We start from the raw sequence: 15,277 nt of genomic DNA on the forward strand, positions 1-15,277 counted from the left end.
CGGACGGTCGGTCGATAGTTGCAACTTTTACCGAGCCGACCCACTGCGGTCGCATCGCCGGTCTGCCGATTTCATTCCCAGGAGACATCCCATTTGATATCCGAACAACGCAAAGCCAGGCTCAAAGCGTGGGGCGCGCACGGTTTTACCGCCACTGGTGTGGTCATCGCGTTCCTGGCGACCATCGCTTTGTTCGAAGGCTCGCCCAAGGGCTGCATGCTATGGCTGGGCCTTGCGCTGGTGGTCGATGGCGTCGACGGTTCGCTGGCGCGCAAGGTCAATGTTCATTCGGTCTTACCCAACTTCGACGGCTCGGTACTTTACCTTGTGATTGATTACCTGACCTACGTGTTCATTCCGGCGTTGTTCATGTATCGCTACCTGCCACTGCCTGAGAACACCTTGCTGCTGTCCACCGCGATCATTCTGGTGTCATCGCTGTTCTGCTTCTGTAACGTCGAAATGAAGAGCAAGGACAATTACTTTCAAGGCTTCCCCGCGGCGTGGAACGTCGTTGCCCTGTGCGTCTATATCATTTCGCCGACGCCTTGGGTCACCTTCCTGACGATCATTGGCCTTGCGCTGCTGACCCTGACCCGCATGAAGTTTCTGCACCCGTTTCGCGTGCGTCGCTTCATGCCGATCAATATCGCGGTAACCACGGTCTGGTTGCTCTGCAGCCTGGGACTGGTCATCAACCACCCCGACAACAGCGGTTTTTTGATGGGCCTGTGGTACCTGGCTTCGGCGTATTTTCTCGGTGTGTGCTTCTGGCGCACGTCGCTTGAGTGGTTCGACAAAGCACGTGAGCGACCTTCGTCATGAGAACCAAGCCCTACATCCGGTGCAGTGTGCGAAATACAGCCTGCCGCTTCATGTGCCCATCGACCTGAGTGAATCCATCGATAAAGGGTTCAAATCGACGGGTGAAAACAGCTGGATTTGTGTACACATGCCACCAGCACCATTCGCGCACGATCAGCCGCGCGTAATCAGCCCCTGTCGAGCAATACGTATGAGGTGATGAATCACTTCATCACGCTGCTCGGCCGTGGGCGCCTGCACCACGGCCAGGTCGAACTGGTCATTGCTGAAATGTTCGAGGGATTGGTGCTGATCGATGAACTGGATCAGGAAAGCGTATGGACCGTTCTGCCGCCGTGGCCAGCCGTCGAGATAACGCAACAGCGTCGGCTGATGGGCGCCACCAAGCAGGATTTTTGGGTTGCGACGATTGAATTGACTGGCGATGGGAGCCAGACGAACGAGAGGGCGCGGGTTACTCATAGTGTCATTGTCTCAGCCTCGAAGTTCCGCTGGGCAGCGGTGAGAGGCAACACCGAACCAGCGCTTTAGCGGTATTTCGAAGCCGTATCTACGACTTCAGGCGCCCCGCAAGTAGCTGTTTAAATCGGCGCAATGAGCGGCATCCTAGAGAAGCGGCCGTGGGGTTGTCAAATATGGTTACAAACCGAAAGGCCCGCAATGCGGGCCTTTTGCTGACGCGGATTCACTCAGCCCGCAATTGAGCGGTCCAGCGACAGACGCCCAGCACCTTCGAACAGCACGGCAATCGCGCCACCCAGCAGCGCCAAGGCAAACTCATAACCGTTGTTGGTCATGAACAGGCCGTTGTGGATGTGTACCGAAAGAATCGCCACCACCAGCATCACGACCAACACCAAGGCCGCCGGACGCGCCAACAGACCGATCACCAGCGCCAGACCACCGAAGAACTCAGCGCTGCCAGAGAGCAAAGCCATCAAGTAACCGGGATTCAGGCCCAGGCTGGCCATGTATTGACCGGTACCTTCCAGGCCGTAGCCGCCAAACATGCCGAACAGCTTCTGGCTGCCGTGCGCCACGAAGATAACGCCGACGAGGATGCGCAACACAGTGATGCCATAGCCAGCGCGGGTTTTGAGCAGCGAGTTGATGTGAGCGTTCATGCGATTCATTCCATTTGAGAAGAGAGAGTGGCGCCATCCTAATCAAATTAATGAATATTAAAATCACAAAAAACGCGTCATATAAATCGATATATTCGATCAGTACCGGATGGCGACCTTTCGTTGTGAAGGGCTCTCAAGCGAATCCCTCTCTTGGTCGTACGCCAGATAGTATTTATTCACACTATTAACGTAGCTGACGACGCCCATTCCGACCTGCTCCATGGCCACGCGCTCGACCTGAAAGAACCATTGATTAGGGTTCAGGCCTTGACGCGATGCCTCGGTGCGCATGCTTTGCACGCGTTCCGGGCCCAGGTTGTAGGCGGCCAGGGCGAATGCCATGCGCTCGCGCTCGTTGATTTTGGGGCTTGAAAAGAACTTGCGGCGAATCATCGCCAGGTATTTGGAAGCAGCCTGCACGTTGCCATCGACATCATGAATATTGTCGACGCCGACCCGACGCGCCGCGGAAGGCGTGATCTGCAGCAAACCCGTTGCGCCACTGCCGCCCTTCGCGCTGGGGTTGAGCGCCGACTCTTTAAAGGCCATCGCCGCCAGATCCAGCCAATCCATCTTCTGCGCCTCGGCGTGACGCTGCAGCACCGGCCTCAGGCTTTCCAGACGTTGACGATCTTCACGCGCCAGCGGGTTGTGGACCTGGTAAAGGCCCTTGTAAGCCTTCTGAAACGCTACCTCCTGGCTGGCGGGTGCCTGGTAGGTTTCGAGGAATCGATTGATCGTGGCATGCAACAGACTGGCGTCCTGGCGCACGAACCAACTCATGTCGCTGTGCGTACTCAGGGTCAGCGAACGATCAACGCGCAATTTAGGCATGATCCGCGCCCAACGCTCGGCAATCGGTTGTTCGACCACGGTCAAGTGATAGATCCCGGCCTGCACCATTTCGAGCACGTCTTCGACCGCCAGACTGGGATCGACCCATTCAATTTTCACTGGCGCCAATTTGCGCAACGCAAGCTTCTGGTTCAACTGCTGGACAGCCTCATCGGCGGCGCTGCCGTTGGTCAGCATCAAGGTTTTGCCTGAAAGTTGCTCGACATGCTTGAAGCCGCGCTCGCCCTTGACGCCCACCAATACCAAGGGCACCTGACTGGCCACGGGGTCAGTTGCTTCAACGTGGCTCGCTACGCTGCTGTCGAGCAACTCGCCCGGCGCGACCAGATCACCCTCGCCGCGTTGCAGTGCCGCGAGCAATTGGTCCTTGGCTTTGGGAATAAGCTTCAGGGAGACTTTCTGGCCATCCCGGGAATGGCTGTTGAGGTAGCTTTCGAAGGCTTGGAGCCTGTGGTATTCAATACCCGTTGCTTCGCCCTTCATTTCCCCTGAACTGTTGCGACTCTGGTTGACCAGCACGCGCAATACTTTGCTGCTGCGAATCGCTGGAAGGTCCCTGACTTGAGTCTTTTTCATGACCACCGGGGGCCCGGCGGGACGTGCAGACGCATGGGCTGGAACGAGCAAAAGGCACAGCAACGAGATTAACGACGCTCGGATCATTGAGTCTCCCGGAAAATGCCGAAAAAAACGGCATGAGTCTGTGAACCACCGTCTTCGGCCTGTCGATACGCGGAGCGTGGCCAGAGACATCACATCAATCTATGGGTGCAAGCAGTTGAGTCTGCTCATTTTTTTATAACAATGGAGGGTCTGCTATCCTCGTCGACCGTCAGCTGGAGTTCGAAACATGCAACTAATCGACATTGGCGTCAACCTCACCAACGCCAGCTTTGCCTCCAGGGAGCGGGATGTTCTGGACCGAGCCTATGCAGCGGGTGTCGGTCAACTGATCCTCACTGGCACCAGTATTGAGACCAGCGAACAGGCGTTGCAGCTATGCCACACGCTCGATGAAAACGCGTCGCGGCTGTTCAGCACCGTCGGCATCCACCCCCACTCGGCGAGCGATTTGACCCACGAATCCGAGAAACAGTTGCAGACCCTGCTAAAAGAAAATCGCGTGCGCGCCGTGGGCGAATGCGGACTGGACTTTAACCGCGATTTCTCCCCCCGCACGCAGCAGGAAAAGGTCCTTGAAATGCACCTGGCGCTGGCGGTGGAACTGCAAATGCCAGTATTTCTGCACGAGCGCGACGCCAATGAACGCCTGCTGCAGATTCTGCGCGATTACCGTGATCGCCTGCCTGGCGCGGTGGTGCATTGTTTCACTGGCGAAAAGCGCGCGCTGTTCAGTTACCTTGATCTGGATTTGCACATCGGCATCACCGGCTGGATCTGCGATGAACGCCGTGGCACGCATTTACACCCACTGGTTCGGGAAATCCCTCGTGGTCGGCTGATGCTGGAAAGCGATGCCCCCTACTTGTTGCCCCGCAGCCTGCGACCCAAGCCGAAAAACGGGCGTAACGAGCCTGCCTATCTACCGGAGGTCTTGCGCGAAGTGGCGCTGCATCGCGGCGAGAGCGTGGCTGACGTCGCCGCCCACACAACGGCCAGCGCCCAAGCATTTTTCGGGTTGCCCAAACTGGACGATGCTGCACAGGGCTGACGGCATGGCGTTGACTCAGGTCAGTATCTTTTGCGACCCACATCGGCAAAAATAGTGGCACCTTGCCGTATCACCGCAATTCCCAAAAGAAGACCTGAGCATGGGCAGTTGGCTTAGCAATATCTCGTTGAAATACAAATTCTGGGCAGTCAATGCGGTCGCCTTCATGACCACGCTGCTGTTGGTGCTGTACGCCCTGCAGATAGAGCAGCAGTCACGCATCACCGATGCCAAGGTGTCGGCTCAGGCTCAAGGCCAATTGCTGCAAGCGTGGAGCCCGACGCAGCCCTTCCCCGCAGGCGCCCAATGGGTAGCGTTCAAGCAGGGTGACGTCCCGGCCTTCAACGGCCAGCCGGTCCCATCGCTGGCGAGCGCAACCGGCTGGGTGGCCTTGAACGGTTTGTCGACACCCGATCAACAACCAGTGATCGGTGCGCAGGTCATCGCCCGTAACGACGGCCAGCGTGTTGCCGTGCTGGCCTTCGCGCCGACGTTAGTGCAATTGTTGCGCGAGCATCTGGCACAGTACGCCGTCGCCGTGCTCGCCTTGACGCTGGCAATGCTGGCCGCCTCCCAGTTGTTGATCCGTTTCCTGCTCAGCCACCTCAACACGCTAAAAGCGGTGATGTTGCATGTCGAACAAAGCGGCGACCTGTCCGCACGTGTGCCGCTGCAAAGCGAAGATGAAGTCGGGCAAATGGCCAAGGCATTCAATGCCATGCAAGCGGGCTATCAGCGCGTGGTCAGCACCGTTGTACAGTCCGCCGCGCAGTTGGATCAAGGCGCCGTACAACTGGCGCAGGGTATGAATGCCGTGCGTCAGGGCATGCTTGGACAACAAAGCGAAACAGATCAAGTGGCGACCGCGATTAACCAGATGACCACCACCGTGCATCACATCGCCCAACATGCCAGCGCCACCCGCGATCAGTCGCAGGCCGCGGATTCGCTCGCGGGCAATGGCAAGGATGTCGTAGACCGTGTTCGGGTGTCCATCGCCGGTCTGTCCAGCGGCGTGCAGCAGACCGCCGAAATGATTCAGCAACTGGCCCAGGACAGCCAGAAGATCAATGGCGTGGTGAATGTGATCCACAGCATCGCCGAGCAGACCAACCTGCTGGCGCTCAACGCCGCCATCGAAGCGGCACGCGCCGGGGACATGGGCCGAGGTTTTGCGGTAGTCGCCGACGAAGTGCGCAACCTCGCCAAGCGCGTACAGACGTCAACCGACGAGATCACCGCCATGGTCTCGGCCCTGCAAGCAGGCACCCGCGACGCCGTGGATTTCATGCAGGAAAGCGCGTTCAAGGCTGACGACTGTGTGAAAAGTGCCCATGAAGCCAGCGAAGCCCTTGAGGCAATTACCGGCGCAGTGGCGCAAATGCGCGAAAGCAACACGCAAATCGCCGTCGCCGCGCAGCAGCAAAGTCAGGTGGCGGAAGAGATGAATCGCGCCGTGGTGAGCATTCGCGACGTCACCGAGCGCACCGTGCGCCAGACGGTGGACAGCGCCACCACCAGCGAAGAGTTGGCCAGCCTGGCCGGGGCGTTGAATACCGCGATTGGGCAATTGAAGTTATAAAACGCCAACGGATTGCGCTCTGGCCCCTCCCTAAAGCATTTACGATGACGGCTCGTAGGGGCGTGGCTTGTCCCGCGACCGGCTGCGCAGCAGTCGCGAATTCAAAGCCCTCGGCGTATCCAGGAAAACCACCTCGCGCACAACTACATCACACACCGAAATCCCATGTGGCCCGTGCTGCTGTGCGGGGTGTTGTGGCTGCGGGCAGAAAGGCGATAGCGGTTGCAGTACGAGGCATGGCACAAATAAGAGCCGCCTCGGATCACGCGTGCCGTGCCCTGCGACGGGCCGGTCGGGTTATGCCGATTTGGCTCGGATGCGTTTGAATGCCCGCTATTGCTCCAGTAGTCCGCACACCACTCCCACACATTCCCGAGCATGTTGTACAACCCATAACCGTTTGGCTCAAAACTCATGGCCGGGGCGCTGCCGATAAAGCCATCGTCACCGCTGTTATGGTCCGGGAAACTGCCCTGCCAAACGTTGCAGTGATGAATCCCGTCTTGCTCCAGGTCATCACCCCACGCAAACACGCTGCCCACTCGCCCACCACGCGCTGCCACTTCCCACTCGGCTTCGGTGGGCAAGCGCTTGCCGCTCCAGTCGGCGTACGCACAGGCATCGCGCCAGGACACATGCACCACCGGGTGATCGGCGCGTCCTTGCACCGTTGAACCCTGGCCTTCCGGGGCTTGCCAGTTGGCCCCTTGGACGATTTTCCACCACGGCACCTGCGTCACCGAAGGTGCTTGCGTGTCACCCAACAGACCTGCAAACACGAACGACTCGCCAAACTGCTCGGCGTCGGTGCGATAACCTGTCGCCGTGACGAAATGCGCAAACTGCGCATTGGTCACGGCAGTAACGTCCATCAGAAAACCATCGACCCAGACATCCCGTACCGGGCCTTCGCCGTCAGCGACATTGCACTGCGGCCCCTCGCCCCCCAGTTGATACCTCCCACCGGGAATCGCCAGCATCTGCCCGTCGCTGCCTGCCCTCGTCATGAGCGACTTGGCTTGAGTCAACGGATTCGCGTTGCCGTCTCTGGAGGGCGTACAGCAGCAGTGCTTCATGGGTACTCCACAGACGCAACATGGGCCGTCGCCAGATACCCTTCCAGCTCAGTGATGATCTGCGGGTGCAAATCGGCGATATTTCGGGTTTCCGAGGGGTCCTGTTTCAGGTCGTACAATTCCAGCGGCGTCCCGACACTCAAGCGCACCGCTTTCCAATTGTCTCGTCGAACCGCCTGGCGAAACTCCGGCTCGTAGGTTTCCCAATAAAAATAACGCGGCTTCAGGTGCGCCTTGTCATCGTGCAGCAGGGGGCTGAAATCCACCCCATCGGTCTTGCTTGCAGAACCGCCGGCCAGCGCCAGCGCGGTGGGTAGAAAGTCCGGGAAATAGACCGGCTCGTCCGTGGTACTGCCGGCCTTGATTGTGCCGGGCCAGCGCACGATGAACGGCTCGTGAATGCCGCCTTCGTAAAGATCGCGCTTGTAACCGCGATAGCGTCCGCTGGACGAAAAGAACTCCACCACCGCTGTCTGCTCCGGCGTGGCCTCGGAACGAGCACCGTTGTCGGAGGCAAAAAACACCACGGTGTCCTCATCGGCGCCCTGTTCCTTGAGTGTGCGCAGCACACTGCCGATGCCCTGATCCATGAGCTCGATCATCGCCGCGTAGGACTTCTGGTCCTGGGACCACGGCTCACCGGCAAAGGAGCCAAAGCTGGGCGAAATGTAAGGGCTGTGCGGCGCCGAATAGCCAAGAAACAGAAAGAACGGTGAAGCCTGAGCAGCGTTTCTGCGGATGAAATCACAGGCATCGTCGGTACACAGATCGGTTTCGTAATGCGCGGCGGTATGCCCGAGCTTCTGCGGGATATCGATCAGCTCGCGCTGTCGATAACGCTGAGTCGGAAAGTAGCCTTGGGTTGATGCGGTCTGGATGAGCCAGCCTCGGAACTCGTCAAATCCATGATCCATAGGGGTCGCGTTTGGGTCGTAGCCATCCAGATGCCACTTGCCCATCAATCCGGTGTGATAGCCCAGCGCACGCAACTGCTGGGCGACGGTCACGTCCTGTGGCGTCAGATTGGCGCGTCGCACGCTCTGGCCTTCCTTGGTCCCCACAATCCCGCCGGCCAGCGCAAAGTTACCCCGGATACGGCTGTGGCCGGTGTTCAGGCCCGTCATCAGCGTGCAGCGTGACGGTGAACAAATCGGCGCCCCGGCGTAGGCCTGGGTGAACAGCTTTCCTTCCTTGGCCAGGCGGTCGATGTTTGGTGTGCGCAGGCGCGTCTGCCCGTAGCAGCCCACATCGCCGATGCCAAGATCATCGGCCAGAATGAAGATGATATTAGGGGCTTTGCGCCGCTCCCTGGCCAGGGTCGGCAGCGCGGTCATCGCAAGCGTGGTGCCGGCAAGTTCAAGAAAGTGGCGACGACTGAGGTCGAAAATTGAATCCCTCATAACGGTCGGCTCCAGGCTCAGAAATCGTAACGGGCAGTGACGCCCAGGGTTCGCGGGTCACCCATGAACGAGACAAAACCGCCGTTGTTCTTGTTGGAAAGACCGGTGTAGTAGGTGCGGTCAAAGACGTTTTTCGCCCACAGCGAGATGTCCCACTGTCCCTCTTGCAGGTTGCCGCGCAGCCCCGTACTCAGGTTGACCAACTCATAGGCCGGTAACTGGGCATAACTGGAATCGTCCAGCGTCCCGGGTGCCTTGCCGCGATACGAGTAACTGCCGGTCACGTACGGCACCAACCCATCTTCGAGATTCCAGTGGTACTCGGCATTGATGTTGCCGATCCACTTGGGTGCGTTGGCGACGGTGTGACCGGTCAGGTCACAGGTCTTGGGCGCATTGGGCTGAAAACTGACCTCAGTGGGGCACGGCCCATCCTTGTAGTCCAGGTAAGTCACATCGTTATAGGAGCCATTGAGGTTGACGGTCAGATTCTCAAGCGGCAAAACCGAGGCATCGAACTCGACACCGCGTGAGCGCACGCTGCCCGCGTTGGTCAGGTAAAACGAAGTGCTTGCCACATCGTAGGCGTTGGTTTGGTATCCATCGACCTGGGTCCAAAACACGTCGGTATTGAAGATCAGGCGGTTATTCCACCCACTGGTCTTGATACCCAACTCAGCGTCATTGGCCCGCTCGCTCCCCACCAGAAGACTGTCTGCGCCTGCCGTGGGTGCGCTGGCAACCGTCAGGTTGATGCCGCCGGATTTTTCGCCGTGCGACAGCGACGCGTATCCCATCACCTGATCGGTAAAGTGATAGTTCAGGCTCAAAAGCCCGGATGGACTGAAGGCGTGCAAGCCGATGTCGCCTGAATCGTAGGCACCGATCTGCGATTGGCGTGCATTGGCCGCCGCCCCACTGACAGCTGCGCCGCCGATAGGCGTATCGCGGTCTACCCAGCCGCTTTTCTCTTCGTAGGTCCCGCGAATACCTGCAGTGAAATCCAGCTTGTCGGTCAAATGCCAGGTGCCCTGCGCGAACAGCGCGAAGCTGTCGACGTCGATGTGGCCATTGCCATAGGAAGAGACATTCTTGAGTGCGCCGTCCGGGGTCCCGGTCCAGATGTCAGCTTTCGGCCCATAGTTGGTGAACGACTGATTGTTCAGGCTTTGACCGAAGTAATAGGCGCCCACCACGTAATCGAACGTCTCGCCTTTGGGTGATGCCAGGCGTATCTCCTGGGACCATTCGCGGTCATGCACATCGACGCCGGTGCCGTAATAGGCAGCCACATCAAGGCCGTCGTCGTTACTGGGTTTGAAGTTCCAGGTGCGATAAGACGTGATGCTGGTCAGGGTGAAATCGTTCTGCAGTTTCCAGTTAGCCTCGGCGGACAGCCCGCTCTGATGCACGCTGATGCTCTGCCCCGAGTCGATATTGACCTTGCGTCCATACACCAGATGCGCTCCGGCAGCAGCCGCTCGCTGCTCATAACGGTTGACGCCGTTAATGGTCGGGCCGGTGCTGTACAGCGGAAACGTCCCGCTGCTGGAATCCTCATCGTTGTAGCTGGCAATCAAGCGCAGGCTGAAGTCTTCACTGGGCTTGTACAGCAGCTGCCCGCGTACACCGTCTCGCTCGCCGCCGTTGAGTTCGTGGCCGTCATATTCGTTCTTGATGTAGCCATCGTCACGGGTTCGGGTGGCGGAAATCCTGCCGGCCAGGGTGTCGCTCAAAGGTCCGGAAATGGTGCCCCGCGTCTGAAAGTAGCCACGTTGTCCGGCCGACATCTCAAGGGTGCGCTCGGGCGTGAAGGTCGGCGCTCGGGTGCTGACATTGAGCACGCCAGCTGTGGTGTTTTTGCCGAACAACGTGCCTTGCGGCCCGCGTAGAACATCGATCTGCTCGATGTCCAGCAGGTCAAACGCGGCCATGCCGGGGCGACTCAGGTAAACGTTATCCAGATACACGCCGACACTGCCTTCCAGCCCATCACTGGCAGCGTTGTTGCCCAGCCCGCGAATCGCCACGCTGGACTGCCGTGGATGGACATAGGCGACGGTGGTGCTGGGCACCAGTTGCTGGATGTCCTGGATGCGGTAGTTTCGCTGGGTTTCCAGCGTATTACCGCCCAGCACACTCATGGCCGTGGGCACATCCTGAGAGCGCTCTTCGCGGCGGCGTGCGGTGACCGTCACGGTTTTCAGTGCCGGGGTTGCAACGGCAACCGGAGGCTGCTCAGTAGGGGCTGAGCCTGCGCGAATGCTCACCGCGCCGCTGTCGTCGCGGCTGTAATGCAAGGGCGTGCCTTGCAGCGCGGTGTCCAGTGCTTCGTCGAAACTCAAGTCACCATTGATCGCCGGGGCCGAAAGATTATCGACGTTGCGCTGATCGAAGGCGATCAGCCGGCCGCTTTGCTGCGAGATCGCCAACAGCACCGAGCCGAGTGAACCCGCCGGGATCGAAAAATGTTGGCGCTGCTCGGCGGCCTGGACCGCGCTCGCCAGGCTCGGAAGTACAGTGCCGCAAGCCAGCGCCATGGACAGCACCAGGCTATTGAGCGGCATGCGTGCAGGGGTGCAAACAGCGGAAGTATGAAGGTGACTCATTGCGTGATCCTGATGGGTGAAGTCGCGCCGTTGACGAATCAACAGCGAGAATTTCCAGTGCGCATCAAGATCGTTTTCATCTAACGTTATGCCGGTTCCAGAGTGATCCAGAAATCCGTGAGGCGGCTCAGGCGAACAGGCAGGATGCCGGTCAACATTCGCAGGGCGTGCTGACTGTCATCCAGTGGAAAAATACCGCTGACTCGCAAGTCCGCCACCTGCGGCGCGACCGTCAGCACTCCACGGTGGTATGGCTTGAGCGACTCGACGACCTGCGCCAGGGTGTAGTTGTTGACGCTGAGCAAGCCCCGAGTCCAATCGGCCTCCCCACCCCCGGCTTGACCACTGTCGTAAATACCCTGCCCATTGAAGCGGGCCCACTCACCTGTCTTCAGATGGCGGACCGCGCCCTTGATGTCGGTTAGTCGCAACGGTGACTGTTGCGCGAACACCCACCAACCCGCCAACTCCCGGCGTACCAGCAGACGTTGCTGCTGGGCGACAATCGTGCCTGCGTCCGTACGCACCTCGAACGGATACGATTGCGCCTGTACATCCAGCCGCAGCTCACCGCGCTGCAACGTCAGGCCCCGCTGCCCTCGTTCAAACTCAGGTGTTATGCGGCTTGCAGCATTGAGCAACGCCGTGCTGCCGTCCGGCAAATCAAAACTGCGTCGCTCGCCGATGGCCGTGTAGAGGTCGCCCGGCCAGGCAAAGCCACTGCTGCCCGTGCGCGAAAGAATGCCCGCACTCAGTGCCAGCCCTGCCAAGGCGAGGCTGCGGCCCAGAAAGCGACGTCGGCTGGAGGGCGCGTTAAGCGTCTTGAGCAACTGATGCTGCGGTAAATCCTTGAGTGGCGACTGTCGCAGGCTGCGCAGGTGTTCCTGAAATTGGGCAATGGCCTGGGCGTGCAGTGGATCCTGGGCTTGCCATTCCAGAAACGCATGCTCACGCGCGGGGTCTCGCTCACCGGACTGAAGGAAGGCCAGCCACTGCGCGGCCTCACAAATCAGTTGTTGCTGACGGTCTGTACTCATGACGCCATCGCCGTCATGCAGCGCACAATGGCTTGCTCCATGTGTTGCTGCACCCGGCTTTTGGAGATGCCCAGTTCGCGGCCTATTTGCTCATAGGTCAGCCCACCGAGATAACTGTGTACAAACACCGCTTTGCCCACACTCGGCAGCCCGTCGAGCAGGCGGTCCAGGGAAAGCAGCGTCTCTATCAGAACCGCCTGTTCTTCGGGCGAGGGCAAGGTGTTTTCCGGTGAAGCATTAAGCGTGTCCAAATAGGCCCGTTCCAGATCGCCGCGCCGCCAGTTATCGAGCATCAGACGCTTTGCGATGGTGGTCAGCAGTGCCCGGGGCTCACGGATGGCTTGGGGATCGCTCAACCCCAACACCCGAACGAAGGTTTCGGAGGCGATATCCTCGCCGTTAAACGAGCAGCCCATGGCCCGACTTACCCTGCCCCGCAGCCAGGTGTAGTGCTGGGCGAACAGTGTCGATACGAAGGAGTGATGCGGATGCCTGGACATCAATGACAGCCTGAGCGCGTTATAAGGCGGCGAATATGGCAGAGCCACCGGGGGTTCTCGAAAGAATAAAAATTCATCTGATTCAATGGTTATGGAATAAAAGACTCATCAGCGGTCTGTCTCGACAGCGCGTTGCTGCCCCAGGCACACCCCATGCTGCTCCAGCAGCAGGGCTCCCGCACAGCTGCTGATCAATCAGCAACCCCTTCAACGAAAACGCTCTAAAGCCCCGGAAACACTGGGCAAAAGGCAGTGGCATATCGCTTGCAATCGTCCCCCCATACGCTATTAACCGGGGAACAGACGCATGCAGTATATAAGTGGGCTAAAACACCGTGGCCTGGCCATTTCGATGTCCGGAACGTTGTTGATATCAGGTTATGTCGCGGCGCAAACCAGTGACTCGGTGCTCGACACCGTGGTGGTCCAGGGGCAAAACCAGGACAGCGAAACCTTCGTCGGCGATGCGAAAAAAGAGAAAGCCGCCGAATCCAGGGCCACCTTGAGCAAGGGCCAACTGGACAAATTCGTGGGTCTGGACAGCGCAGTGACCGGCGCGCTGAAGTACCTGCCCGGCGTGCATTCAAGTGGCGGGGATTCCAGTGGTATCACCGAAGGCTCACTGAACATTCGCGGCTTTTCCCAAGATCAATTGGGCTTTACCCGCGACGGTATTCCACTCAACGATCCGCAGTTTCTGACGCCGCACGCCGACTTCATGGGCGATCCGGAAAACTATGAATCGGTGGCGGTGCGCTACGGCTCAGCCTCGATCAATGCACCGACGCTCACGGCCAGTGGCGGCAGCGTCGAGATCAAATCGGTCGCGCCGACCAAAGAAAGCGGCGTGTTCTACAAACAGAGCATCGGCAGCAACAACCTCTTTCGCTCCTTCGTTCGGGTCAATACCGGTGAGGTCAATGGCTTTTCCGCGTGGCTCTCCGGGTCGCGCACCACGGGCGATTTATGGGACGACTCGGACGGTGAGCTCTCGTCCAATCGCTACGAAGGCAACCTTCAATACAAGTGGGGCGACGGCAACCAGATCAACGCGCTGTTTTCCAGCTTCCTGATGCGCAGCAACAGCTACCTGTCTCCAACGCTTGCGCAATATCGGGGGAATGACTACGACCACGGTTACCCGACCGCCGCCTACCCCACCGCAGGGGGCACCGCCGGCGTCTCCGACATTACCGTGCCGGGCAGCAGCGCAGCCAACTCAAGGGCCGACTTCAAAATTCAGACTTACGGCCTCAACGGGTTATTCAACCTGTCGGACGGCGTGCAACTGAAGGTCAATCCGTACTTTGTCCGCGTCACCGATGGCACCGCGTCTATCGCTACCGCAGCCGTGAATGAGCGCACCCTGGGCACCGACGTCAATCACGATGGCGATGCACTGGACCCCGTGGTGCCTGCGTCGCTGCAACTGCTCCCGACCCAGTACCGTATCGGCTCAAGCAACACCCTGGACCTGACGCTGGCCGACAACAATGTGCTGCAACTGGGGCTGTGGTCCGACTACACCCACGCACGCAATCAGTTCGTGTTCACGCCGATCAAGGGCAACGGCAAACCGGCAACCATCGATGGCAGCGATCCGATCAGAGACGGTCGCGGCAACGTTGCCTACAACACCAATCAGGCTAACCAGATCACCACCCAGAAACTCTGGATTCAGGACACCTGGAACATCAACAGTGCCCTGGCCCTGACCACCGGCCTTGCCTGGCAACACACAGAACTCAAGGGCGCTGATCGCCTGACGGACTACAACAACAGCGAAGACTACAACCGCTTCCTGCCCAGCCTGAGCCTCAACTACCAGCTCGATCAACAAAACCAGCTGTACTACAACACCACGTCCAACATCCGCGTACCGGCGATTGCCTCGGTGTATGGCCGCATCGACGGTGGCGACAAGCAAAAACCCGAACTGACCTGGAACCAGGAATTGGGCTGGCGCTACAGCACCGATAACACGCTGATCAGCGCCGCAGTGTTCTACGACAGATTCAAGAACCGTCAGGCCTCGTATGAGGAACTGACCGGCGTGACCTCGTACTTCAACGCCGGCAAGGTCACCACCAAAGGCCTCGAACTGGCGGTCAACGGCAAGCTGCCAGCCAACTTCAATTACTTCACTTCCTGGACCTTGCTCAAGTCGACCCAAGAGTCCGATTACACCGCTGGCGGCTTCACTGCCGACACCCAGGGCAATCAACTCTACGACACACCACGTCAGTTGCTCAGCGCAGGCATCGGCTACGACAACCAAGCGTTCTACACCAATTTCCTGGGACGCCACACCGGCAGTTACTACGGCGACCTGGCGAACAACGAGAAAATCGGCGGCTACACGATTTTCGACCTGAACCTGGGTTATCGCTTCAAGGACCTGGTCAGCGGGCTCAAGGAAACCACCATCAGCCTAAACGCCAACAACATATTCGACAGGCAATACCTGTCCGGTGTGAAGTCCGGAACCATCAATGCAGACCCAAGCGACACCAACTTCTATGGCGCCCCCACGTACTACAAGGGCCAGCCTCGCTCGTTGGTCGCCTCGTTGAGCGTCGGCTTTTAACCCTGTC

The 15,277-nt window shown here is 59.0% G+C and carries 12 protein-coding genes; 4 read left to right on the plus strand and 8 right to left on the minus strand.

Going from position 1 to position 15,277, the window contains the following annotated elements:
• The first annotated feature begins 93 nt into the window (after nt 1–93).
• A complete protein-coding gene (pcsA, locus tag VGC62_RS00730) occupies nt 94–825 on the plus strand; it encodes a phosphatidylcholine synthase (protein WP_331185187.1) in 732 nt (243 codons plus the stop codon).
• Between the two features lie 153 nt (nt 826–978).
• Here pcsA and VGC62_RS00735 read toward each other — a convergent pair whose 3' ends face one another.
• The 3 genes from VGC62_RS00735 to VGC62_RS00745 form a co-directional block, all read right to left on the minus strand.
• The gene (locus VGC62_RS00735) at nt 979–1,287 is read right to left on the minus strand and encodes a class I SAM-dependent methyltransferase (protein WP_331185188.1); all 309 of its coding nucleotides are present in this window, start codon (nt 1,285–1,287) and stop codon (nt 979–981) included.
• Between the two features lie 227 nt (nt 1,288–1,514).
• Nucleotides 1,515–1,949, minus strand: a complete 435-nt coding sequence (locus VGC62_RS00740) for a DoxX family protein (RefSeq protein ID WP_331185189.1) — start codon at nt 1,947–1,949, stop codon at nt 1,515–1,517.
• Nucleotides 1,950–2,048: 99 nt separating this feature from the next.
• Entirely contained in the window at nt 2,049–3,470 is a 1,422-nt protein-coding gene (locus tag VGC62_RS00745) for a transglycosylase SLT domain-containing protein (protein WP_331185190.1), read from the minus strand.
• 187 nt (nt 3,471–3,657) lie between these two features.
• Between VGC62_RS00745 and VGC62_RS00750 the strand changes: the two genes are divergently transcribed.
• Nucleotides 3,658–4,479: a TatD family hydrolase gene (locus VGC62_RS00750; protein WP_331185191.1), complete on the plus strand. Its 822-nt coding sequence runs from the start codon at nt 3,658–3,660 to the stop codon at nt 4,477–4,479.
• A gap of 100 nt (nt 4,480–4,579) precedes the next feature.
• On the plus strand, nt 4,580–6,061 hold the full coding sequence (locus VGC62_RS00755) for a methyl-accepting chemotaxis protein (RefSeq protein ID WP_331185192.1): 1,482 nt from the start codon (nt 4,580–4,582) through the stop codon (nt 6,059–6,061).
• A gap of 143 nt (nt 6,062–6,204) precedes the next feature.
• Here the strand turns inward: VGC62_RS00755 and VGC62_RS00760 are convergent, their stop codons facing one another.
• The 5 genes from VGC62_RS00760 to VGC62_RS00780 form a co-directional block, all read right to left on the minus strand.
• On the minus strand, nt 6,205–7,137 hold the full coding sequence (locus tag VGC62_RS00760; protein WP_331185193.1) for a formylglycine-generating enzyme family protein: 933 nt from the start codon (nt 7,135–7,137) through the stop codon (nt 6,205–6,207).
• Nucleotides 7,134–8,537, minus strand: coding sequence for an arylsulfatase (locus VGC62_RS00765; protein WP_331185194.1), 1,404 nt, complete (start codon nt 8,535–8,537; stop codon nt 7,134–7,136). Before VGC62_RS00765 ends, VGC62_RS00760 begins: the two co-directional genes overlap by 4 nt.
• Before the next feature lie 17 nt (nt 8,538–8,554).
• Entirely contained in the window at nt 8,555–11,146 is a 2,592-nt protein-coding gene (locus tag VGC62_RS00770) for a TonB-dependent receptor domain-containing protein (RefSeq protein WP_331185195.1), read from the minus strand.
• Between the two features lie 86 nt (nt 11,147–11,232).
• Nucleotides 11,233–12,183: a FecR domain-containing protein gene (locus VGC62_RS00775; protein WP_331185196.1), complete on the minus strand. Its 951-nt coding sequence runs from the start codon at nt 12,181–12,183 to the stop codon at nt 11,233–11,235.
• Nucleotides 12,180–12,683: a sigma-70 family RNA polymerase sigma factor gene (locus VGC62_RS00780; protein ID WP_331185197.1), complete on the minus strand. Its 504-nt coding sequence runs from the start codon at nt 12,681–12,683 to the stop codon at nt 12,180–12,182. The genes VGC62_RS00775 and VGC62_RS00780 overlap by 4 nt, the downstream gene beginning before the upstream one ends.
• 307 nt (nt 12,684–12,990) lie before the next feature.
• Between VGC62_RS00780 and VGC62_RS00785 the strand changes: the two genes are divergently transcribed.
• A complete protein-coding gene (locus VGC62_RS00785) occupies nt 12,991–15,270 on the plus strand; it encodes a TonB-dependent receptor family protein (RefSeq protein WP_331185198.1) in 2,280 nt (759 codons plus the stop codon).
• Nucleotides 15,271–15,277: the final 7 nt, after the last annotated feature.

The organism is Pseudomonas sp., from assembly GCF_036404235.1.
Classification (GTDB): Bacteria; Pseudomonadota; Gammaproteobacteria; order Pseudomonadales; family Pseudomonadaceae; genus Aquipseudomonas.

Excerpts from the sequence above, each read along its gene's own strand:
- VGC62_RS00755 (WP_331185192.1), top strand. The coding sequence starts at position 4,580 with ATGGGCAGTTGGCTTAGCAATATCTCGTTGAAATACAAATTCTGGGCA.
- VGC62_RS00740 (WP_331185189.1), bottom strand. The coding sequence starts at position 1,949 with ATGAACGCTCACATCAACTCGCTGCTCAAAACCCGCGCTGGCTATGGC.
- VGC62_RS00765 (WP_331185194.1), bottom strand. The coding sequence starts at position 8,537 with ATGAGGGATTCAATTTTCGACCTCAGTCGTCGCCACTTTCTTGAACTT.
- VGC62_RS00785 (WP_331185198.1), top strand. The coding sequence starts at position 12,991 with ATGCAGTATATAAGTGGGCTAAAACACCGTGGCCTGGCCATTTCGATG.
- VGC62_RS00760 (WP_331185193.1), bottom strand. The coding sequence starts at position 7,137 with ATGAAGCACTGCTGCTGTACGCCCTCCAGAGACGGCAACGCGAATCCG.
- VGC62_RS00770 (WP_331185195.1), bottom strand. The coding sequence starts at position 11,146 with ATGAGTCACCTTCATACTTCCGCTGTTTGCACCCCTGCACGCATGCCG.
- VGC62_RS00745 (WP_331185190.1), bottom strand. The coding sequence starts at position 3,470 with ATGATCCGAGCGTCGTTAATCTCGTTGCTGTGCCTTTTGCTCGTTCCA.
- VGC62_RS00780 (WP_331185197.1), bottom strand. The coding sequence starts at position 12,683 with ATGTCCAGGCATCCGCATCACTCCTTCGTATCGACACTGTTCGCCCAG.
- VGC62_RS00775 (WP_331185196.1), bottom strand. The coding sequence starts at position 12,183 with ATGAGTACAGACCGTCAGCAACAACTGATTTGTGAGGCCGCGCAGTGG.
- VGC62_RS00735 (WP_331185188.1), bottom strand. The coding sequence starts at position 1,287 with ATGAGTAACCCGCGCCCTCTCGTTCGTCTGGCTCCCATCGCCAGTCAA.
- VGC62_RS00750 (WP_331185191.1), top strand. The coding sequence starts at position 3,658 with ATGCAACTAATCGACATTGGCGTCAACCTCACCAACGCCAGCTTTGCC.